The sequence below is a fragment of the Desulfitispora alkaliphila genome (assembly GCF_050433185.1).
Taxonomy (GTDB): Bacteria; Bacillota; Desulfitisporia; order Desulfitisporales; family Desulfitisporaceae; genus Desulfitispora; species Desulfitispora alkaliphila.
This window is the reverse complement of record NZ_JBNPXS010000010.1, coordinates 15,551-37,930: the sequence shown is the minus strand read 5'-3', so window position 1 is coordinate 37,930 and position 22,380 is coordinate 15,551. Positions and strand designations below refer to the sequence as shown.

25 protein-coding genes and 1 pseudogene are annotated in these 22,380 nt (G+C 39.6%); 1 reads left to right on the top strand and 25 read right to left on the bottom strand.

Features of this window, described 5'->3' with window-relative positions; genetic code table 11:
- Positions 1–2: 2 nt before the first annotated feature.
- The 19 genes from GGQ84_RS05345 to GGQ84_RS05255 all read right to left on the bottom strand — a co-directional run bounded on the left by GGQ84_RS05345 (position 3) and on the right by GGQ84_RS05255 (position 17,113).
- The gene (locus GGQ84_RS05345; RefSeq protein ID WP_429160156.1) at positions 3–764 is read right to left on the bottom strand and encodes a segregation and condensation protein A; all 762 of its coding nucleotides are present in this window, start codon (positions 762–764) and stop codon (positions 3–5) included.
- A 17-nt stretch (positions 765–781) separates the two neighbouring features.
- Positions 782–1,768 carry a tryptophan--tRNA ligase gene (gene trpS, locus GGQ84_RS05340; RefSeq protein WP_429160154.1) on the bottom strand — a complete coding sequence of 329 codons (987 nt, stop codon included), beginning with the start codon at positions 1,766–1,768 and terminating at the stop codon, positions 782–784.
- A 129-nt stretch (positions 1,769–1,897) separates the two neighbouring features.
- Positions 1,898–3,208: a diaminopimelate decarboxylase gene (gene lysA, locus GGQ84_RS05335; RefSeq protein ID WP_429160152.1), complete on the bottom strand. Its 1,311-nt coding sequence runs from the start codon at positions 3,206–3,208 to the stop codon at positions 1,898–1,900.
- A gap of 81 nt (positions 3,209–3,289) precedes the next feature.
- Positions 3,290–4,240, bottom strand: a complete 951-nt coding sequence (locus GGQ84_RS05330; protein WP_429160150.1) for an acyl-CoA dehydratase activase — start codon at positions 4,238–4,240, stop codon at positions 3,290–3,292.
- Positions 4,218–5,336, bottom strand: coding sequence for an acyl-CoA dehydratase activase-related protein (locus GGQ84_RS05325; RefSeq protein WP_429160147.1), 1,119 nt, complete (start codon positions 5,334–5,336; stop codon positions 4,218–4,220). The genes GGQ84_RS05330 and GGQ84_RS05325 overlap by 23 nt, the downstream gene beginning before the upstream one ends.
- A complete protein-coding gene (locus GGQ84_RS05320) occupies positions 5,333–6,322 on the bottom strand; it encodes an acyl-CoA dehydratase activase-related protein (protein WP_429160144.1) in 990 nt (329 codons plus the stop codon). The genes GGQ84_RS05325 and GGQ84_RS05320 overlap by 4 nt, the downstream gene beginning before the upstream one ends.
- A gap of 78 nt (positions 6,323–6,400) precedes the next feature.
- Positions 6,401–7,948 carry a spore germination protein gene (locus GGQ84_RS05315; protein ID WP_429160142.1) on the bottom strand — a complete coding sequence of 516 codons (1,548 nt, stop codon included), beginning with the start codon at positions 7,946–7,948 and terminating at the stop codon, positions 6,401–6,403.
- The gene (locus GGQ84_RS05310) at positions 7,938–8,507 is read right to left on the bottom strand and encodes a stage V sporulation protein AE (RefSeq protein WP_429160139.1); all 570 of its coding nucleotides are present in this window, start codon (positions 8,505–8,507) and stop codon (positions 7,938–7,940) included. The genes GGQ84_RS05315 and GGQ84_RS05310 overlap by 11 nt, the downstream gene beginning before the upstream one ends.
- A 102-nt stretch (positions 8,508–8,609) precedes the next feature.
- Positions 8,610–8,804 (bottom strand): dodecin family protein, encoded by a 195-nt coding sequence (locus GGQ84_RS05305; protein ID WP_429160136.1) that lies wholly within the window; start codon positions 8,802–8,804, stop codon positions 8,610–8,612.
- 62 nt (positions 8,805–8,866) lie between these two features.
- Positions 8,867–9,649, bottom strand: a complete 783-nt coding sequence (sigF, locus tag GGQ84_RS05300; RefSeq protein WP_429160133.1) for an RNA polymerase sporulation sigma factor SigF — start codon at positions 9,647–9,649, stop codon at positions 8,867–8,869.
- A gap of 10 nt (positions 9,650–9,659) precedes the next feature.
- Positions 9,660–10,130 (bottom strand): anti-sigma F factor, encoded by a 471-nt coding sequence (gene spoIIAB / locus GGQ84_RS05295; RefSeq protein ID WP_429160130.1) that lies wholly within the window; start codon positions 10,128–10,130, stop codon positions 9,660–9,662.
- A 15-nt stretch (positions 10,131–10,145) separates the two neighbouring features.
- Complete coding sequence (gene spoIIAA, locus GGQ84_RS05290) at positions 10,146–10,484, bottom strand: anti-sigma F factor antagonist (protein ID WP_429160127.1); 339 nt, start codon at positions 10,482–10,484, stop codon at positions 10,146–10,148.
- 116 nt (positions 10,485–10,600) lie between these two features.
- Complete coding sequence (locus GGQ84_RS05285) at positions 10,601–11,749, bottom strand: D-alanyl-D-alanine carboxypeptidase family protein (protein WP_429160124.1); 1,149 nt, start codon at positions 11,747–11,749, stop codon at positions 10,601–10,603.
- Positions 11,750–11,863: 114 nt separating this feature from the next.
- Positions 11,864–13,168 (bottom strand): pyrimidine-nucleoside phosphorylase, encoded by a 1,305-nt coding sequence (locus GGQ84_RS05280; protein WP_429160121.1) that lies wholly within the window; start codon positions 13,166–13,168, stop codon positions 11,864–11,866.
- Between the two features lies 1 nt (position 13,169).
- The gene (locus tag GGQ84_RS05275) at positions 13,170–13,982 is read right to left on the bottom strand and encodes a purine-nucleoside phosphorylase (RefSeq protein WP_429160118.1); all 813 of its coding nucleotides are present in this window, start codon (positions 13,980–13,982) and stop codon (positions 13,170–13,172) included.
- Between the two features lie 26 nt (positions 13,983–14,008).
- Complete coding sequence (locus GGQ84_RS05270; RefSeq protein ID WP_429160115.1) at positions 14,009–15,166, bottom strand: phosphopentomutase; 1,158 nt, start codon at positions 15,164–15,166, stop codon at positions 14,009–14,011.
- A 15-nt stretch (positions 15,167–15,181) separates the two neighbouring features.
- Positions 15,182–15,814 (bottom strand): stage II sporulation protein M, encoded by a 633-nt coding sequence (gene spoIIM / locus GGQ84_RS05265; RefSeq protein ID WP_429160112.1) that lies wholly within the window; start codon positions 15,812–15,814, stop codon positions 15,182–15,184.
- Between the two features lie 61 nt (positions 15,815–15,875).
- Positions 15,876–16,544, bottom strand: a complete 669-nt coding sequence (locus GGQ84_RS05260) for a hypothetical protein (protein WP_429160109.1) — start codon at positions 16,542–16,544, stop codon at positions 15,876–15,878.
- Positions 16,538–17,113, bottom strand: coding sequence for an NUDIX hydrolase (locus GGQ84_RS05255; protein ID WP_429160267.1), 576 nt, complete (start codon positions 17,111–17,113; stop codon positions 16,538–16,540). The genes GGQ84_RS05260 and GGQ84_RS05255 overlap by 7 nt, the downstream gene beginning before the upstream one ends.
- Positions 17,114–17,176: 63 nt before the next feature.
- On the opposite strand from GGQ84_RS05255, the gene GGQ84_RS05250 reads away from it, so the two are divergent.
- Entirely contained in the window at positions 17,177–17,302 is a 126-nt protein-coding gene (locus GGQ84_RS05250) for a hypothetical protein (protein WP_429160106.1), read from the top strand.
- Here GGQ84_RS05250 and GGQ84_RS05245 read toward each other — a convergent pair.
- The 6 genes and pseudogenes from GGQ84_RS05245 to GGQ84_RS05220 form a co-directional block, all read right to left on the bottom strand.
- Entirely contained in the window at positions 17,283–18,377 is a 1,095-nt protein-coding gene (locus GGQ84_RS05245) for a DUF3866 family protein (RefSeq protein WP_429160105.1), read from the bottom strand. The two genes, GGQ84_RS05250 and GGQ84_RS05245, sit on opposite strands and share 20 nt — an antisense overlap.
- 1 nt (position 18,378) lies before the next feature.
- Positions 18,379–19,194, bottom strand: coding sequence for a hypothetical protein (locus GGQ84_RS05240; protein WP_429160104.1), 816 nt, complete (start codon positions 19,192–19,194; stop codon positions 18,379–18,381).
- Entirely contained in the window at positions 19,191–19,862 is a 672-nt protein-coding gene (locus GGQ84_RS05235) for a glycosyltransferase family 2 protein (protein ID WP_429160101.1), read from the bottom strand. Before GGQ84_RS05235 ends, GGQ84_RS05240 begins: the two co-directional genes overlap by 4 nt.
- Before the next feature lie 20 nt (positions 19,863–19,882).
- The gene (steA, locus tag GGQ84_RS05230; RefSeq protein WP_429160098.1) at positions 19,883–21,007 is read right to left on the bottom strand and encodes a putative cytokinetic ring protein SteA; all 1,125 of its coding nucleotides are present in this window, start codon (positions 21,005–21,007) and stop codon (positions 19,883–19,885) included.
- A 110-nt stretch (positions 21,008–21,117) separates the two neighbouring features.
- A pseudogene (locus tag GGQ84_RS05225) lies at positions 21,118–21,234 on the bottom strand (sporulation initiation factor Spo0A C-terminal domain-containing protein); the annotation flags it as partial.
- Between the two features lie 468 nt (positions 21,235–21,702).
- Positions 21,703–22,260 (bottom strand): metal-dependent hydrolase, encoded by a 558-nt coding sequence (locus GGQ84_RS05220; protein ID WP_429160095.1) that lies wholly within the window; start codon positions 22,258–22,260, stop codon positions 21,703–21,705.
- Between the last annotated feature and the right edge of the window lie 120 nt (positions 22,261–22,380).

The following is a 22,380-nucleotide window of genomic DNA, read 5'->3' as shown; positions in this document are numbered from 1 at the left end:
GGCTACACCTCAGAATCTTGAAAATCATACTCAATATTATTATTTCTGTAGATATATATTTCTCCAAATAACATGTTCTGTTCAATAATTACAAACTTGTTCTTTACCAACTCTAAAACTGCCAAAAAAGTAGTGACTAGTTCTTTTACTGTACCCTTCCTCAGGAGCAATTCCTCAAAGGAGGTGCGCTTGTCCTTGTAAAGGAGCTTTCTCATAATATCTGTCATTTTATCTTCAACTGTAACCAGGTCTAATTTTACCTCAGCAGTCTTCCCATCTTGGGCCGCAAGCTCAATAGCTCGCTTAAAGGCATTTGTCAGTTTATCTAGAGTCAATCCCTCTATAGTGTTATCCTTAGCTTCAGTTACATAAATAGAGTTATGCTCTTCATTCATGTTTCTAGGATAAACTTGCACAGGCAAACTAGACTGCTCTTGCAGAAAATCTGCAGCAGCTTTAAATCTCTTGTATTCAATCAGATGAGATATTAACTCATCTCTAGGATCATCTTCTTCCTCTTCCGATTCTTCTTGCGGTTTAGGCAATAGCATCCTGGCTTTAATGGAGATTAATCTAGAGGCCATCACCAGAAATTGACTGGTAATTTCCAGGTCCATTTCAGACATTTTCTCTAAATATTCCATATACTGCTTGGTGATTTCTGCTATAGGAATATCATAAATATTTAGTTTGTTCTTTTCAATCAAATGTATGAGTAAATCGAAAGGTCCTTTAAAGGCCTCTAGTTTAATTTGATAGGACATATACCTACCTCACCCGCTTATAATTTCATAGCACTTCTGACTATTTCCATAGTCTTTTCTGCTTCTAGAGCAGCTTTTTTTGCACCCTCTGCTAGAATGTCGTCGATCATGCTGTTTTGGGATAGCTCGTCCCTCTTAGTTCTAATAGGATCCATAAACTGGCTAAGATTAGTGGTAAGAGCTTTCTTACACTGAACACAGCCAATTTCGCCACGGCGACAAGCTTCTTGTAGTTCAGTTACGTGTCCTGCTTCCGAATAGATACCATGGTATGTGTTCACAACACAAACGCCAGGATCCCCTGGATCGTCTTTCTTAATTCTGTTAGGGTCTGTAGTCATTTGTCGAACTTTACCCTGAAGGTCTTTACCTGTCTCCCCTATTTCAATAATGTTGCCGTAGCTCTTACTCATCTTTCTTCCATCTAACCCTGGCAGCATTGAAACTTTAGCTAATTTAGCCTTGGGTTCAGGAAAAACCTGAGTATCGTAGATGTGATTAAATCTTCTGGCAATCTCCCTGGTCATCTCTAGATGGGGTATCTGATCTTCTCCTACTGGCACTGTGTCCGCTCTATATGCTAAGATATCCGCAGCCTGTAAAAGTGGATAACCTAAAAAGCCATATGTATTAATGTCTTTCCCTTCCTTGCCAAGTTGAGCAACTTGATCCTTATAGGTCGGGCAGCGCTCTAACCATGAAATTGGTGTGTTCATGGAGAATAGCAGGTGCAATTCAGCGTGTTGTTTTACTTCCGATTGAACAAAGATTACACTTCTTTCTGGGTCAATTCCTACACTCAACCAGTCAAGAGCCATATCTCTTCGATTTTGTTTTATTTCATCAGTATTATCATAGGCAGTAGTAAGGGCATGCCAATCTGCTACCATAAAAAAGCACTTATAATCTTCTTGCAATTTTGCCCAGTTTTCTAAAACACTTAAATGGCCTATGTGCAACTTTCCTGTTGGCCTCATTCCACTAAGTATTCTGTTTTCTATCATAGCAACTCACCTTCCTGTAAAGTTTCCAGACAATTATACCATAAATGTCCTTTTAAAAAAAGCAACCCACCTTGACTAAAAAAACTTCCGAGAGAACATTTTTATTTTCTCGGAAGTTTTTCTTTATCATTACTTTAAGCGCTCTGGAATTATTTCTTTTGCTGTAAGGTCTTCATAGGTTTCAGGCCTTACGATGAGCTCACTGTTTCCTTCATATACCAATACCATTCCCGGTCTTGTCAACCTATTGTAATTGTTGGACATGGTATATCCATAAGCTCCAGTTGAGGATACTGCTAAAATATCTCCTGCTTCTGCCTTAGGTAATTCAATATCCCAAATAAGCATATCACCTGATTCACAGCACTTACCAGTTATAGACACTACTTCTGCTGCAGGTTCATTTCCTTTGTTTGCAATCATGGCTTCATATTTAGCTTGATATAGAGCAGGTCGGATGTTATCTGTCATCCCCCCATCTACTGCTACATACTTGCGCACGTTTTCTATTTCCTTAGTACTACCAATTGTATAGAGAGTTGTCCCAGCAGTTCCAGCTATGGATCTACCTGGTTCCACAAATATCTGAGGCTCCACAAGTCCTAATTCCTGGGCCTTATCCTTTACCGTACTCACTACTAAATCAGCATACTCTTTGATGTCTGCTGGCTCATCTTCAGCAGTATAATAAATGCCAAAGCCTCCACCCAGGTTTAATTCAATTAACTCTATGCCCGCTTCTTTTTTAACTTGCTCCACAAATTCCAGCATAACTGTAGCTGCATGCTGATAGGATTTTAGTTCAAATATTTGCGAACCAATATGACAGTGCATCCCCACCAAGTTTAATTGAGGGTATTCGGCAACTTTTTTTGCAGCTTCAAGTGCTTTGCCTGTACTCAAGGTAAAGCCAAACTTAGAATCAATCTGCCCTGTCTGAATATACTCGTGGGTATGAGCCTCTACTCCTGGAGTGATTCGCAGATGAATATCTACTTTTTGCCTTTTCTCAACAGCAATTGCATTAAGCATCTGCATTTCATGGTAATTATCAACTACAATTCTTCCAATCTTAGCATCTAGGGCCATTTCCAATTCTGCTAATGTTTTATTGTTTCCGTGAAAGAAGACTTTTTCCATGGGATAGTCAGCTTTTAAAGCAGTATGTATTTCTCCCCCCGATACTACATCTAAACCAAGACCCTCACTGTGAATAATTCGACAGATAGCTGTTGTCAAAAGAGCCTTGCTTGCATACAACACCTTACTTCCCGATTGCTCTGTAAAGGCATTGTAGTATTGACGACAGTTATCTCGAAAGTGCTTTTCATCAATAACGTATAATGGTGTTCCGTACTGGTTTGCCAAATCAACAACATCACAATTTCCTATCTCTAAATGTCCTTTGGCATTGATCGTCATAGTCCCGTGTAATTTCACTTTTTACATCTCCTGCCTTTTTTGATCTAATGCATATTCCATTAGATGTTTGAGGTATTATAACAGGTCTATGAAAATCTGTCAACTACAGTTTTCCCACTTGCCACACTTATCGCCCCAGCGGGCTTGAACGCTTCCGTTTGAAGCAACTTCAATTACTTCGCAAAGGTTGGGGCAATCTGAGCACTCAAAGCTCTTGAGCTTGTGCTCCCCTTGCGAGACAGAAAAACCTTTGAATTTAGTTTTCACGGTTTCAACTGCCTCCTTTGCTAAAATTGCAGAGCCTATTGCCCCCATAACTTTAAAGTTATCGGGAACAAATACTTCTGTATTTAGTGCTTCGTTAAAAGCTTTTCTAATTCCAGGGTTTGCTGCTACTCCACCTTGAAATACAATAGGTGCTTCAATATCCTTGCCCTTGCCCACATTATTTAGATAATTTCTCACTAGAGCTTGGGATAAGCCTGCAATTATATCAGCTAAACTGTGACCCATCTGTTGCTTGTGAATCATATCGGATTCTGCAAAAACAGAGCACCTTCCAGCAATGCGAATGGGAATCTCACTTTCTAAAGCCATTTCACCAAATTCATCAATGGGAATTCCCAACCTAGCCGCCTGTTGATCCAAAAATGAACCAGTTCCAGCTGCGCAAACTGTATTCATGGCAAAGTCAGTAACTACCCCGTTTCTCAAAATAATAATTTTTGAATCCTGCCCCCCTATTTCTAGAACTGTTTTTACTTTAGGGTTTACATGAGATGCCGCCACAGCATGAGCCGTAATCTCATTCTTAACAGCGTCTGCACCAATTATAGTTGCAGTTAAATGACGAGCACTTCCTGTAGTCCCCACCCCTTTAACATTCAATTCAGGGCAGTCCTTTTGCAATTGTTTAAGTCCCTTTTGGATGGTTATTAAGGGTTGTCCTTTTGTCCTCAGATAGTAAGCTTTATAGACTTCAAGATTTTCATCTAACACTGCAATATTGGTACTAACAGATCCCACATCAATTCCCAGGTAACAATTCACTACTACTTTCAGCTCCCATCTTATTTTTTTGTCTCCAAACTAAGTCCACAAAGGCCTCTAGTCTGGTTTTCAGTCCCGCTTCTCCTGACTGTTCATCTAGGTAAATAGTCATTGTGGGTATTCCCACATTAGCGCTCACAGTGGGCATTATGGAATGAGCAACTATCTCTGGCATACATGTAAATGGAGCTAACTGAATGACTCCATCAAACTGATGCTCTGCATACTGAATTGTAGAGCTGACTGTCTCCCGCCCATGTCCTCCTACAAAGGATCTAATATAGCTGTTTTCTACATTATGTCCGTTACCTATTGAGCCCGGCACAGTAAGCTTTCCCATAAAAAGATGATCATTTATCCATTGACTCAAATAAAGTGACCTATGTACTTGAGCACCTAAGCGCCCTAATTCCTGCTCTAAGTTGTGATTAACATAAGGCTCTAACACTGTATATATCTCGCCAACTATAGCAATTCTAGGCACTCTAGAATTGCTCTTTAGCTCTATATCCCTCAAATCATGTTGTGCTGTAGTGGTGATATCAACAATGTCATTTTTAGATTTAGCCAAATCTAGATCATGCAAACTTTTCTTGAAAATCTTATCGGCTTTCCTTTCCCTCTCTAATGGCCTAATCTCTTGAACTGTTTGTTCTATTTGATCGATAGCGCAAGCTTTTTGCCAAGCTAATTTTAGAGATTTATACAGCTGCCACCATGAGGTTGATTTCTTTAAGTGGTTAATTTTTTTTATTAATTCACTGTAATGGGTATCAGGTGGCTCTAAAACTACCATCTCATAGTTACACCCCATGTCTTTTAATATCTCTTTTTGAACGCTAGCATAATATCCAAATCTACAAGGACCCACTCCCCCTGCCATTAGGATAGTATCTGCACCTAACTCCTTAGCTTCCACGAAATTACCTATATTAATTTTAAGGGGCAAACAAGCGTATTCTGGTGAATTTTGTACACCTATGTTAAGGGTTTTTCTACTTATTTTGGGCGGCACTATAACTTCAAGACCGATTCCTTCTAAAAGTGCTTTTAGTGGAATATCTAAATTTCCCATATGGGGAAAAGTTACTTTCACTGGGCAACAACTCTCCTTCTAATCAACATGTCTATAAACGCCTCTAGTCTTGTTACAATGCCTGCTTCCCCTGTATGTTCATCAATGGTGAGATTGAGAATAGGCATCTCCCCATCTCTTGCTTTCCTATAAATTAATTCTCCTACTAAAGAGTCGGGCCCACAGCCAAATGACGCAATGTGAACCATTCCGTCAATATTTTCGTTTTTGTTAAGATAGTGCATTGCCCCACCTAAGTTTTTTTTGCCAAAGGTCCAAAACATCCTTTTAGGTAATTTAGCTGCTTCCACATCAATCACTTCAGAACTTAGTACATCGGGAAAGACAACTTTAATATTCATATCTCTTAACTTTTTTACTATGTTCATGCTGATGTATTCGTCGTAGATGTTGTATCCATGCCCCAACAGGGCTATGGTCAATTGATTATTTTGGGCTGTGAGAACTCTTGGTTCTCTATCTTCTAAGTACTCAATCATTTCATGGGGCGGTATTTTTTTTGCTACAACCATTTGCAAAAATTCTCTCTGCTTCTTTTGCGCCTTGCGCCAGGCCATGGCAATTTTAAAGCCATTATTGGTAAAATGCTTACCCACTTCTCTCACAAACCCATGCAATTGCTTCTCCTGCTTACTCAAATCTAAACTAGCATCTATAATATGAGGCAACTCAGATACATTTGCTCTAATCATATCTGGCAACCCCATAAACTTAGGGCAAATATACTCTTTCCGTTCAATACTAATAACCCTAGGGATAAAGATATAGTCTACCTTGTCCTTCAACCACTCCACATGGCCATAATATAGTTTTACTGGAAGGCAGGCTTCATCGATTGCTGATAAAACTCCAGCATTAACGATTTGTTTATTAGTCTTAGGGGAAACAATTACCTCTGCCCCTAACTCCTCTAGAAAACACTTCCACTGGGGATAGTAGTAATAGTACATCAGGGCTCTAGGTATTCCCACTCTTGGCTTCTTCATCAAAACCACTCCTACTCAAATAGCTCATATTTATACTATCTACTATTATGAATATTTTTCCTTTTATTTATTCATAATTTACTTTTTCTCTTTTTCCTCGTCGTTTTCTTCGGCTTCTGTTTCATCTTTTTTCAATGGCTTAGTAGCTGGCGAAGATTGTCTAATATAATCTTTTGTCTTCAAGATACTTGGTCGCACATTTTGAATTGCTACAGGTGGTCGCACCATAACCCGCCCAAGAGCCTTTATGTTCAAAGGGAAAAGTGGCCACAAATAGGGAACGCCAAAGGATTTAGTCATTCCTAAATAAATCAATGTTATTAAAATTCCTGCTATTGCTCCCGGTAATTGGAATAAAGCTATCATAATTAAGAGAAATAATCGAACTAATCTATTGGCATTACTCAATTCATAGCTGGGAGTTGAAAAAGTACCTACAGCTGCCACCGCAGCATACAACAACACCTCAGGGATGAACAGCCCAATATCTATGGCCACCTCACCTATCAATATAGCTGCAATTAGACCCAGGGATGTTGCCAAGGGTGCCGGCGTGTGAATGGCAGCCATACGCAAGAAGTCAATAGCAATTTCAGCAATAATAAACTGCCAAAACAGAGGTATGGCTCCCACTTCTTCTGGCCCAATGAAGGCTAGTCCCTCCGGCAATAGTTCTGGCTGAATGGAAAATAGGAACCAAAGGGGTAGTGCAAATATAGAAGCAAATATTGCTATAAATCTCACCCATCTTAGGTACACACCCACAGTAGGACTCTGCCTGTACTCTTCCACATGCTGTAGATGATGAAAGTAAGTGGTAGGAAGAATAATTACACTAGGCGAATTATCCACTATAACTAATACATGTCCTTCTAGTAAGTGTACCGCTGCCACATCAGGCCGCTCTGTATAGCGAATCTTTGGAAATGGATTCCAATGACTACCCGGAGTGATTAGCTCTTCTATTGCTTTTTCTGCCATGGGCAGTCCATCTATTTCAATTGAATTTATTAAATCTTTAACCTGGTCAACTAAATCTTCATTGGCAATATCCTTAATGTAACTGACGCAGATATCATTCTTGGATCTGGTTCCTGCCTGGAGCACTTCCATCCTTAGGTTTGGATCTCTTACTCGCCTTCGGATTAGTGCAGTATTAAATACAAGGGTTTCTACAAATCCATCTCTAGAGCCACGTACTACTTTTTCTAGATCTGGCTCTTCTGGTCCCCGTGCAGGATACTCTCTCACATCTAAGAGAATTATCTCGTCCTGTCCATCAATTATTAGTGCTAAGGGACCTGCTAATACTTCATCTATAGCTTCGTTTACTGTCTCTACAGTTTCAACTTCTATGTAGCCGATATATCTTTGAATTAACTTCTTAATAGTATTAGGAGCTACATCTTCCCGCTTTAAACTCTGGATTACATTTAGGATTTGGAGCATTTCTAAATCTTTAGCAAAACCATCTACAAATAGTAATGCTGCATCTCTGCCCGCTATCTGTACGTCTCTCAACATTACATCAAAGTTTTCATCTATACTCAATTCGTGTTTTATTGCTTCTAGGTTTTCCTTAAGCTTTTTGCTGACCTTCATCTGCTCTGGCATCTTATTGGCCATTATGTTCACTCCTTTCTATGATCATCTTTAAAGCAGAGGTAGTTAAGGGCGCTCCTTTAGTAGGATCATCTTTACCGTTCATTTTCCCAATATCACCTACTCCAGCAATTACCGGCACTTCAATATCTTTCAACACACTTACAGTGTCCCCTCTCAGGTAATTGTGCTCTGAGGTGATTTGGCCCTCTTTGTCTACAGAATTGGTCTCAACTATGTTGCCCTGACAATCTATGGAAAAATCTACATAAACTCCTTCTCCACTGGCACTGTTGGAAGCTACCGCTAATACCCCCATGAGCTCTATATCCTCATGCTCGGCTAGGTATTTTATTAGCTTTTCCCCTTCTCCTATAAATGCTTGGCCCCGATCGTCAGCCATAAAGACTACGTGCTCTCCTTGAACTGCCATTATCAAGTGCAAGGCCTGTTCTTCATCTAACGGAGTAGGGTTGCCTGCAGATAAAGAAATGCACCTTAGGTTTAAATTTTTGCAAGCTACTTCAACTGCATCTTTCGCTCTCATGTCACCATCGGTTACAATTATCAATTTCTTTTTCATCTTTCGCCTCCAAAAATGTGGTTCAAGGATTATATTCCCCTTTGCTTCCTAATGTTATACTTTTGTTTTGTCGAAAAAAAAAAGGACATCATATCGATGTCCTTAGCTGTGATATACAACCTTTACATTGGCTTTGTATTCCACAATATTTCCATTGTCTACGTTGGCAGTTAAGTTATATATTTCTACGCCTGAAATGTTACTAACTGTTTGTGATGCTTCTCTGACTGCAGATTGAACAGCATCATTCCAATTATCTCTAGATTCACCTACTAATTCAATTACTTTAGCGTGCATTGGCAATCCTCCTTAATTTAATTCTGAGTTTAGATTGCCCACAGCTAAATGTTTTTATTCACTTACATGCTTTCCTGATTGGACATTAGCATTTTAATACTTTTTAATGCTTGCCGCTCAATTCGCGAGACTTGAACCTGGGAAAGGCCAATCATCTCTGCAACTTCTACCTGGGTTTTATCCTGAAAAAACCTCAGTATAATTACTTGCTTTTCTCGCTCTGTAAGCTTGCCAATTACCTCTCGCAATGCCAAATTATCAAACCAGGCTGGTTCTCCATCTTTTTCATTAGTAAGTTGATCTAATATGTAAATTGGATCTCCTTCATCCTGAAATAGTGTCTCATGAATGGATGTGGGATTTTGCACTGCTTCTAGGGCAGCTATGAGCTCGTCCACAGGACGCTCCATTTTTTCTGCTATTTCAGAAATTGTGGGTTCTCTCCCCAAGTCCATAATCAGTTGCTCTTTTACCTTGTGAATTTTATATGCAGTTTCCTTCAGTGACCTGCTCACTTTTACTGGACTATCATCCCGCAAAAACCTTCTAATTTCTCCAATAATCATGGGAACTGCATAAGTAGAAAACTTAACATTGTAGGACAAGTCAAACTTGTCTATGGCTTTCATCAATCCTATGGTTCCTATTTGGAATAAATCTTCTAATTCATACCCTCTGTTTTCAAACCTTTGAACTAAATTAAAGACTAATTTTAAGTTACAATTAACCAAGTATTCACGCGCTTCTTCATCTCCAGCTTTTGCCCTTTTTAGTAAATCAACCATTTCTTTATCTGATAGCAAGGGAAACCTAGGCAAATTCATTTCAGATAATCGCATATTCATATTATTACTCCTATACGCTGCTCTGAGCACTGTTTTCTTGACTAGCCAAGTATTTGCGCAATATAACTTTAGTTCCCTGGTTTATATTAGATTTAACATGTACTTCGTCCATAAATGAATTCATAAAAACAAAGCCCAGACCCATCCTTTCCGGCACAGTGGAATACGCAGGTTGTGTTGCTAACTCAATATCTTCAATACCCTTGCCATCGTCTTCAATAACTATCTCCAGAGCGTCCTCATATAGGTGGGCAATCATGCGAATAGTTCCCACTGGTTTGTTTTCATAGCCGTGAATAACACTATTAGATACTGCTTCAGATGCAGCAACTTTTAGTTCTTCTAAATCATTTAAAGTCATATCTAGCTGAGACGCAAATGACGCTATTGTCATCCGAGCTAACCCCACATTCTCAGGACAACTTAAAAACTCAAACTTTGCAAAATTAACAGTTTTCCGATCTCTATTTTCCACACTCATTTTTTCACCTCTCCTTTAAGCCATTTCAGCAAAAGCTTCTGTTTCATTTTCGTATATACCCATTATTTTTTCTAACCCCGACATTTCCAATATGCGCTTTACTTGGGGCTGAGGCTCAACAATTAAAACTTGTCCACCCTTTTCAGTTACATATTTGTACCGGCCAAGGATTAACCCCAAACCTGAACTATCAATAAAAGCTACTTTTTTTAAATTAAATATCAAGTGCTTGCACTGATGTTGACCCATGAGCTTGGCTACTTGGTCTTTTAGTTTTTCAGCTACTATTAAGTCCATATCCCCGTCAATTTCTATTACAAGAACTTGATCTACAGTTTTTATACTTACTTGCATTTTTCCCCTCCCCTATCTTTACTTCATTTGTTTTAAGTAAGTTTCAACATTTTATCCAAATTACCTCCCATGAAATGGGAGAAAGAATGTCGAAAAAGCCAATCATATGATCGGCTTTAGAATACTGACATGACTTTTCTGCTGACTATATATATTTGACGCCACAGAGATGCTTTTTCCACATGGTAGGCTGCAATCAGTTCTTCCCTACACATTTCTTCACCATCCTGGGTAATAACAACTTCCCCTACCACATCACCTTTCTTTATGGGTGCGGTCAATTTAGTATCTAGATGATACTCAATCTGAGGGTCAGCCTCTTCACCTTTTTTAGAAATATAGCCGATATCCTTAGGAGTTATTACTGCTACGTCGTCTACACTTCCCTTGGCTACTTCAAGTCTTGCCACCTCTTCTCCACCGGGAATTACTTTGTTAAATTGATATTGGGCAAAGCCGTATTGGTAGAGCTTCATGGATTCCTTAAAGTGGCCACTTTTCTGTTCTACTCCCAGTACTACCGCCAACAACCGCAAATTATCTCTCTCTACAGTGGAAGAAAGGTTCCTCTTGGCTGCTGAGGTAAATCCAGTTTTCAATCCATCTGTACCCTCAAACCACCAGAGCATCTTGTTAGTGTTATACAACTCAAGCAATGGCTCTTCACGGAAAACATGAAATTTGACTCCAGTGTAATCCAGTATTTCAGGGTAATTTAGCACTGCATGGCGAGAAATGATTGCCATGTCTCTAGCACTAGTGTAATGATCGTCGTCATCTAAGCCATGGGCGTTTTTGAAGCTGGTGTTCTTTAATCCCAATTCTTTAGCTTTGTTGTTCATTTCTTTTACAAAGGCTTCATGGGATCCATATAAGTGTTCAGCTACCGCCACTGATGCGTCATTCCCAGATCCTACTGCTATCCCCAGTAACATTTCATGCATTGTAAATTCTTCTCCAGGCTGCAGATAAAGCTGGGAGCCTCCATAACCGCAGGCATATTCACTGGCAAGTACCATATCATCTAAACTAGTCTTACCTTGGTCGATTGCCTCTAATGCTAGTAGCAATGTCATTACCTTGGTCACACTAGCCGGCTTCCAGGGCTTATCAGGGTCCTGTTCATAAATCACTTTTCCTGTAGTGGCTTCCATCAAGATAGCACCTTCAGCATCTAGCTCTAACTCAGCTTGTGCTGCTGTACTACAAATTAAAAGAAATGCCAAAATTAGCATAGTCATTAAAACTAATCTTTTTCTCTGCATTTTCTTCTCCTTTCTTCCCCTTTAATGCTATATGCTCTTTCTAAATTTTATTTTATCCACAATTAGAAACTTTATACAAAAAACACATCCAAATTTTTGGATGTGTTTTAAAATTTATTTTATAACCCTTTTAATTAGCTGATTCTTCTCTACAGGGCTATCCATGATTGTATATGCCTCTAAAATCATATTGCTTACCTTTTCTAGATTTTGATCCTGGTTATAGTGAATTACTGCTAAGGGCTCTCCTGCTGCAACCTGATCACTTACCTTCTTCTCTAACATAATACCCACTGCTAAATCTATTTCCTGATCTTTTACAGCTCTTCCCGCTCCTAGTAACATGGCACTATTGCCAATAGCATTGGCTTTAATTGCTTTAATATATCCTCCTTTAGGAGCTTTTACTACAAGCTTATTAGTGGCTGTTGGCAAAAGGGAATAGTCGGTCAAGGCTTCTACGCTTCCCTTTTGAAGTTTGACCATTTCCTGCAACTTTTCAAAAGCTGCTCCATTCTCTATTAGCTCTTTTAAAAATTGCTGTCCTTCCTCAGCAGAGGAAACACGATTAGCTAATACTAGCATCTGACTGCCTAACTCTAAGCACAACTGGGTTAAGTCATTGGGTCCCCTTCCCTGCAATGTCTCTAGAGCTTCTATAACTTCTAAGGAGTTACCCACTGCTTTGCCCAGAGGTTGATCCATATCGGATATTACAGCTACTGTGTCTCGTCCAGCTCCCTTTCCAATATCAACCATAATTTGAGCCAGTTCTTCTGCCTGGCTGGCTTCCTGCAAAAATGCTCCACTGCCCACTTTCACGTCTAGGACTAGGGCCTTGGCCCCAGCCGCTAATTTTTTACTCATAATGCTAGTGGCAATCAGGGGCAAGCTGTCTACGGTAGCAGTAACATCCCTAAGAGAGTAAAGTTTTTTGTCTGCTGGAACTAAGTTAGCAGTTTGTCCCACAACAGCTATCCCCATATTTTTCACATTTTCCTTCATTTGATCTATGGTCAACTCAGGGTCAAATCCAGGAATCGCTTCAAACTTATCAATAGTTCCTCCAGTATGACCTAACCCTCTACCTGACATTTTAGCTACTGGCACTCCTGCGGCGGCTACTAAGGGAGCTAATACTATTGTGGTAGTATCTCCTACACCGCCTGTGCTGTGCTTGTCTACTACTACTCCTCCTAAGTCCTCTAGTGAAATGATTTCTCCCGATTCCATCATGGCTGTAGTCATATATAGCGTCTCTGCTTCAGTCATTCCTTTGAAAAATACAGCCATGCTAAAGGCAGCTAACTGGTAATCGGGAATCGCTCCTTTTGTATAGCCACTAATCAAAAACTCTATTTCATCTTTGCTCAGCTCTTCGCCCTGCCTCTTTTTAAGGATAATATCATAAGCTCTCATATTATAGCTCACCTAATACATTAAGGATTAGGTTGGAGAACTTCTCCTTTGCTATCTCTGCAGTTTCCATCACTTCCCCATGGTCTAACTTTTTATTGAGCACTCCCGCTGCCATGTTAGTTATGCAGGAAATCCCTATAACTTTGATGCCGGCGTGATTGGCTACAATCACCTCTGGGGTGGTGGACATACCTACTGCATCAGCTCCTATAGTTCTCATAAATCTTATTTCCGCAGGGGTCTCATAGCTTGGTCCAGTACAGCTCATGTATACACCATCCTGCATGGGTATCTTGTTTTCTAGTGCTACTTTTTTCACCAGTTCCCTCAATTCTTTATTGTAGGCCTCGGACATATCTGGAAATCTGGGACCTAGCTCCTCGTCATTTTTCCCTATGAGTGGATTATTACCCATATAGTGAATGTGGTCTTTAATAAGCATTAAGTCGCCTGGCCTAAAGTCAATGTTTATTCCACCTGCTGCATTAGTTACAATAATTTTTTCCACACCCATTTCCTTTAAAACCCTAACTGGATAGGTGACTTCCTGCATGGTATAGCCCTCATAAAAGTGAAACCTTCCCTGCATTGCTACAACTTGCTTTCCGCGTAAAGTTCCAAAAACTAGCTGCCCCTTATGACCAGCCACTGTTGACACGGGAAAGTGAGGAATTTCTCCATAGGGAATTTCCTCTTTGTCTTCTATTAGGTCTGCTAACATACCAAGGCCTGAACCCAAGATTAACCCCACCTGTGGCTTTGTATTGGTACTATTCTTTATGTATTCTACTGTTCCTGTAAGTTTTTCTCTCATTAATTATCACCTCATATTTTTTATTCTTATAGCATAGAGCTGCCATTAAGCTGGCACTGAACTTTTAAGTAATCTGCTACTGTTTTAGCCACATCGCTAAAAGAAGTGCGCACACCTAAATCGCGGTTTTTAAATTCACCTGATTGCTTGTACAATAATACGGGAACATATTCCCTAGAGTGGTCAGTGCCGTCAGTAGTGGGGTCAGTTCCATGGTCTGCTGTTATAATCAGAAGATCTTCCTCTTTTAAGGCATTTAAAATAGTAGGCAAAGTGCTATCAAATTCTTCTAAGGCCTTTGCATAACCCTCAGGGTCATTTCTATGACCGTAAAGCATGTCAAAGTCAACTAAGTTAGTAAACACTATTCCAGTAAACTCTTCCTCCATTACTGCTAAAAGTTCTTTTGTATTTTCACTATTTGTTTTAGCAGTAATATTTTTAGTCAGCCCTTCACCGTCAAAGATGTCGCTTATCTTTCCAATGCCCACTACTTCCCTCCCGGCTTCCTTGACACAGTCTAGAACTGTTTTTTGTAAGGGCTTTAAGGAGTAATCCTTTCGCCGAGCTGTTCTTGTAAAAGCACCAGGGCGCCCTGTAAATGGTCTTGCAATAACCCTACCTACTGCATGTTTTCCCTGAAGTAGGGCTCTAGCTATTTCACACATTTTATATAAATCTTGGATTGGTATTATATCTTCATGGGCCGCTATTTGAAACACACTATCAGCAGAAGTATACACAATTGGATTACCTGTATTCATATGCTCCTGTCCCAGTTCTTCAATAATAGCAGTTCCTGAGGCTGGTTTATTGGCAAGAGTTTTCTTTCCTATGTGTTCTTCAAATTCTGTAATTAACTCTTGGGGAAACCCATTAGGATACGTGGGAAATGGCTTGTCCAGGATTAGACCCGCAAGTTCCCAATGACCGGTAGTGGTGTCCTTTCCCGCTGACTTTTGTGCCATTTTCCCATATGCTCCAGTGGGTTCTACAGCGGGCTTTACACCCTCCACTGGCACGATATTGCCTAGGCCCATTTTACCCAAATTAGGTAGGCTGATTCCTCCTACCTTTTTTGCAGTATTAACTAAGGTATTACTCTCTTCATCTCCATATTCATGGGCATCTGGTAGTGCTCCTACGCCTACACTGTCTAAAACTATTATTATTGCTCGTTTCATGTGCTCCTCCTTTGTTTAATTTACGTATACACTTATCAGCTTCATCATAGCAGGACTCCAATAAGCCTCTACTATTCCAGCTATAACTGCTACTATAGCTATGCCAATCATCACAATTGAATATGAGAAAAAGTGACTTAAAATGCTTTTCGACTTGTCCCTAAAGCCTCCTTTAACTAATAGTAAAGAAAAGGAAATACCAGTTACAGAGGCTACTATTAGACCTGGTAAAAGTATAAAGTTAGGTGGTGCAATAGAAAAAACTGAAATCAGCACACCTTGCATGGATTTTTCTAAAGTGAGAAACCCTACTGTAAAGCCTAACATAAACCCTCTCACAAATAGTATTAAGATAATTACAGGTATTCCAATCACAGTCATCCCCAAAAGCCAGATTATAAATACTAGCCGTAAGTTATTAAAGACCGTGGTTAAAGCAATAGCAAAGGTGTTAATATCATCATAAACAATGGTATTTAAAAAGCTGTCAATATAACTAATTAACTCATGTTGTCTCCCGCTAATTAGTGGACTAACACTCACTGCCCCTGCTATAATTCCCAGCATTATGAAAAAAATTGCTAAAATATATAATAGCATTTTATCTCGTAGGTATCCAGATATAGTTCTTCCCATCTTAAAGGCCAAGTTTGTCTCCCCCTTATATAGGCTTGTGCTAAAAGTCTATGCGGGGAGTAGATCTAGTTATTCATTTTTTTCGCAACATAGCCTTATACAATTCCTCACAGGCTAGTACGTCTTCCATTGAGTTACTGCTAGCAGCCACAAAGGCAATACCTGTATTGTGCTCTTGTGCCATGACCACTGCTCTCTCAATCCCTACTTGCAAGTTTTCTGTTCCCTTTTTCTTTACAGTTCGAGCAACGGTAGCTGTTGTAACCAGTTTGGAACTTGAGGCAGTCCAGGCTGCATCAAAAACGGCACCTCCACTAGCTGTTACAGCTACTACCACTTTGTTTTTAAATTCTGTAAGCTTCCACACTTCTGATCCCAAATTGGGTACTATTGCTTCAATTGGGCAGTTTTGCTCTTTAATCCCAGCTATTAATTCCTGAGCGTTAGCTTCTCGCTCTTTATAGTTCCCCACTCTAGGTTCACTAATAACAACAATATTTGTATTATTTTCAATTGCTATTTTTGCTGCATGCTCACCAATGGCCTTTGGGTTTATGTCCACCGGTGCTCTGCAATTTGTGGGGCTAGCGCCAAAGCAAGCTAATGCACCCATTTCTCTAGCAGCTTCTAAGCTAGTTGACATATCTATCACATCAATAATTACTGTAACCAATCCTTGAGCTGCCATCATTGCAGCACCTGAAGCATTTGCAGTTGCACATGTTACTAGCTCTTTTACCAAAACACTTTGCCCTCTTTCAGGTAATTTTGAGTTGCCAAAATCCCCGTAATCGTTTTCCCATCCATAATTTTACCTGAGTTTAGCATCTCTAGAAGATGGGGTAATTCCAATTCCTCAACCTGAACAAATTCATCTTCATCTAAATTTTGCTTAGTCAAGGTCAAGTTTTTAGCTAAATAAATGTGCACTATTTCATTGGTGAATCCAGGAGAGGTATAATACTTAGTCAGGGGTATAACCTCCCCCGCCTTATAACCAGTCTCTTCCTCCAATTCTCTAACAGCACAGGTTTCAGGCTTCTCCCCCGGCTCTAGCAGTCCTGCTGGCAATTCCAGAGTTTCTCTATCCAAAGCTTTGCGGTATTGTTTTACCAAAAGGACTTTTCCCGGTGAAGTTATTGCCACAATAGCAACTGCTCCCCTATGATCTACAAGCTCCCGTACGGATTCCGATCCATCTGGCAACTGCACTTTCTCTACTCTTAAATCTACAACTCTCCCTTTGAAAATACTCTCAACTGACAAAGTTTTTTCTGTTATTTGCAAAATATATCTCCTCCAATTGTGCATATTTAAATTAGACAAGCATATCTTTAATAAAAAAGTTCCCCTTAGAGAAAGGAGAATCCTGCTATGAAAACTTACTATTGGAAAAATGGGTTGTATTTTACAGGCTCTGTTAAGTGCTTTAGAGATTGGTGCAAGCAGTTTCCCAAGGATATGAAGCTAGCGGACTTTATTAACTGCAACCTTCATTAATTAGCTGGGCAGCTATCTGACCTGCTGCTCCAGCAGCAGCAAAGTAATAGGGTTCATCTTCAGCTGTTTTTCCCATAACACTCAGTGGAATACCCAGCTTATTAGCAATGGGTATGATCTTCATTCCATGACTAACTCGATATGTATGCTTTTCTGCTAGATTATGCTCTATAATTTGGGTGTATATTAGCTGTCTATTTTCTCCCTGCATTTTTGGCAAACTGACTATACATTTACCCCTACAAATATGGCGTAAAACTGTAATTGTATGATGGCTAATTCCTTCATGTCTTTGTCTAGGATCTTTGAACATAATTCTGGGAATGGCAATGGGCCTGCCCTTTAGTGCGGTAACAGCATTGATTATTTCACCCTGTTCAATGCCTGAAAAGCCCCATTTAGTTCCGGTGCCCACAATCCCTGGTCCCATAACAACAATAGCTACCTGGGCTTTTAAACAATGTCGCGCTAAAAGTAACGCTGTATAAATATTAACAGTCTCATAATCTCCACCAAAGGCATTACCATAGGTTATTGTTGCGTCAATTATTCTGTTCTCAGCCAATTGAGCCACTGTATTACTCAAGGATAAGGGAAGAGCACCACCATCAGTCATTATATAAGTTATTCTCAAATTACTGTTTTGCTGCTTTATACCTAAAGCAGCAGGAGCTAACATACTGTGTACACTCCCAACTATAACTGGCATTCCCTCAATACTATCTGCTTCTTTCAATTGCTCATGGTATTGACTCTGCTCCTCTTCTGCTGCTAGAACTGAAAATTGGAAAGGTGTATACCTGAGCTTCATTATGTGCCCCGGCTCTCCATGTCCGATCTTTTTAGTGGGGTCACTTAGATTTATGACTACAAAGTCCTTCCCTCCTGAGCCCAGCTTTAAGTCATTGGCTACAGTGTTTACTATCACTTCATCCCCTACCGAGACTGCTCCTGTCAGTTTAAGGTAACAAATAGCTTGCCTACACGTGCCCTCATTCAATCTTATATCTAGTTGCTGAATATCTTTCCGTTCAAAAATAATTTTGGTGACCTGAGCTTTTTCTAACAAAAGCACTTCAACACCTCCCGAGATTATCAAAAAACCTGAGCAGGGGAACTTCTTCGATTATTTTGGTGAGAGACTTCCTTTCTGCTATTCCGTGGAGGGCAATGAGTATTAGAAATACACCTATTAGGGCACCAAATGGCAAAAGCACCACCGCAGCGTAACCAACACTTAACCCTAAAACATTAGCTCCTGTATCTCCTAACATAGCTTTTTCTCCTAAATCATAGGGCCAAAAGGCTATTGTACTGCCCAGTAGCATTAAATGAATGTGATTGATATTGGTACCTACATACAATCCATATGCAATTAAGGTAAAAAGTATTAATATATAACTCTTTAATGCTCTTCCTGGCCGTAAGTCCAACAAGTTTATTGCATTAATTGCAAGAGCAACTGTAAGCCAGTAGATAATAAGCTGACCAAAGTTCTGAACTAGGGGCAATACTAAGAAAAGCGATACTGCAGCTCCCCCCAATGCTTTTAAGCCTCCTGTGGTGAGTTGACCCTTAATTAGGCTTTTCATGTGACCTCTTAAACCCTTGACGCGATTATCACCCAGCATATCGTCAATTAAACCTATAAGTGCCATGACTACAATTCCCACTAACAGTACCAAATGCTCCTGTGAATAATACAGGTTATCTGTGGCTGCCAAGAAGGAGTAGCTCAGCAGAACACCGCTTACTATAATCAATCCCCCCAGCTTAACCACTGAAACCCTTTGGTAGTTCTCCATAACTGCTTTGGCTTCTATCATTAAACCTAATATTCGAGGGCCTATTATGGCTGTAAAGAAAAATCCTAGCGCTGCACTTGCTATCATACTCTAGTACCCCTTATGTACATTAAAGCCTTTAGAACGTGAACTAATTGGCGCCCTCGATGGTAAAAGCCACTTATATTTCTCCCTGTCACCTTATGGGACATTCTTGTTTCTACCTCTTTTATTCTCAATTCTGCTTTAGCTGCGCTGATGTTCATAGCTACCTCCATTCCAAATCCGTTAGCCCAAGGAGTTACTGCATTTAAAGCCTTCTTATTTAACACCCTCTGCCCCGACAGCGGCTCTGTTAGATTTATATCAGCAAATTTTTTGCCGCCCCAATTAGCTAACCTCTTGACCCAGCCAAACCCTGATTTTTTGCCTGAATGAGGGAAGATGGCGATTGTCAAATCTGCTTCATTCTGGATTACAGGTTTTAGTAACTTCTCTATTTCTCCACTAGTTTCGCCTAGGTCAGCATCAATAAGAGCAACAATGTCTGTGTTTATATAGTCTAGAGCCACATTTAAAGCCTTGCCTTTTCCTTTGTTTTTGGTTAGCTCTAACACTAAATCTGCTCCTGCCTCCCTAGCCTTATTAGCAGTGTTATCAGCTGATCCATCGCTGACCACAATTATTTCCGATATCATGGTTATATTTTTAATTCCTCGCACCGTCTGAGCAATTCTTCTCTCTTCGTTATAAGCGGGGATAAGAACTGTTACCATGTGTTTTGAGCCTCCATTGATTAAAAGTTTACTATCATCTGCATGTTAATATAAAGTAGTCTAAAAAATTGATAGGTATATGGTGAAATTATTGACACTAGGGTCAAGGGGAGTAGGGCAGCTATTATTATTTCTGCAATATACTTTGCCTTAAATTTTTGTCGATAAAGTTTACTAACTCCTTTTGCATCAACTAATACTTGTCCGATTTTCATTCGCACCAGCAGAGTGCTAGCCATTCCCTTGCGGCCTTTTTCCAGAAAGTCAATCATATTAGAATGAGTCCCCACAGCTACAATTAATTCGGCACCTTGTTCATAGGCAAGCAGCATGGCTATATCTTCACTTGTCCCTGTAGCAGGAAGTATCTCGGCTTCTAGGCTTAAGTTGTGGATGCGTTCTAGGCCTGGAGCATTTCCATTTGCATAAGCGTGTACAATTATTTGCGCCCCGCAACTTAAGGCGCTATCAGAAATACTGTCCATATCGCCAATAATATAATCGGGAGTGTGCCCTTCACTAATTATGGCATCGGCACCACCATCTACCGCTATAATTACTGGCTTTATTTCCTGGATATAGTTGTGAATTGCTCGCAAATCTTCTCGGTAATTATTCCCTCTGACCACTATGAGGACGTGTCTACCCTGCATACCCTTCTTCAATCTTACTTCAGGCAAAGTCTCTTGAATTAATGTTTGTTCTTTTTTTGCATATTCTAGGGTATTGTCTATAAATTCTTCCAATCTAGTGGGCAATACTTTTTTGCTATACTCCATCTCACTGGTTACTTGCTCTCTTGTTAAGAGCTTACCACATGCTACATATTTCCGATTAGAAAAAATCAGGTTGTTTGTGAGGCAAATTTCCTCCCCCTCACTTATTTTTTCTAGGATTTCCTTGCCGCAGTTATCGATAATCTTAATACCAGCTTCTAATATTAATAAAGGTCCAGTATTCGGGTAATCACCTTCAATCGACTTGCTCATATTGATGACTGCAGCAATTTTTTTCTCTATCAAAGCCTTTGCTGCTACCTCATCTATGTTTTTGTGATTAATAATTGCAATGTCACCACAGGAAAGTCGCTTGACTAAATCCTTGGTTCTCTCATCAATCTTAGCAGGACCTGTTATTTTTTTCATTGCTGACACTCCTACAAGCTTTTGTTTTTAGTATTCTAATATAAGACAAAAAAAAACCTGATAAAAGGTGGGTTTTTTTGCACCTTTTACAGGTTTTTTGATTTTTCTATTTAACTGACCTTAGAACCTAGCCTTAACTTATCCGCTACCATGGCTATGAATTCTGAGTTTGTAGGCTTCCCTCTTTCGATATTAATTGTGTAGCCGAAAAATTTATTCATCATTTCTTTAGTGTTTGCAAGGGTTTCAGCCATTTGAAAATTTTGTAATTTGTTTTTTTGAAATTGTACTTTTTTTAGTACTTTATAGGTTTATTTTTGAAAATCAGTAGGCTTTTATATTTTCCAGTTTAATAATTATTATATCAAAAAAACGGGTAGAAAAACAACCTAATTCCACACAAACTAATAAGTTAACTTCCCACCTTCCCACACATTCCAAACTCACCAACCCACCAACATTTTCCCACCAACCCACACTTATCTCTCCCAATCACTACTCTCCATTCCGTTCCACTCCATTTCGCTACGCTCTATCAAATAACAATACCCACACAAAATCAACCTCTAAGCTTGTATACTGGTAATTCAATACCCTATCCAATAACAGTCCAATTACAATTGAATTACACTCTAATCACAGTCCAATTACAGTATCTTGTCCTAGACATTTACACTTACACACCCATCACCAACTCATACCACCCTATTCCCAACAACCCTCACAAAACCTACTCTACCTTTCCATATTCTAAATCTAACCTCACTACTACCCATTCCATACACACCAACTAACAATCCAAATACTTCACCAATACCCATAAACAAAGGAACTCCAGTCCTCTCAAACATATCACCAATCAAATGACCCACATAACCCACCAATAATCCAATCCAAAACGCCTCACTAATCATCAACCCACCAAATCTCTCACTAAATACCCAACCAATTCTCCATGCATCCCAATATGCCCAAGCAAATAACCCTACAATACCCACACCAATTAAGCTATGTGTCAATCCTCTATGTCCAATTGTCTGTGACAAGACATCACCAATACACAGAAAACTACCAAACATACTCTTGGGATGATCTATATCAGGTAAAAAACTACCTATCCCAATTCCCACTAACAAAAATGCCATTAACAAATTAACCTCGGCACTACCAATCAACCAACTATCTAACCAACCTAGCCAAACGCCCATATTTAATCCAACTTGGACAGTACCATATCCAACTATCAAATTCAAAAATAAATGCACTACACCATGGAAAATGAACGCCTCCTTTGAAGTTATGAATCTAAAGTTTCAACTGTATTTTTTTGTATATTTTATTGTATCCAATAACAGGTTAAATTAAACAAAAAA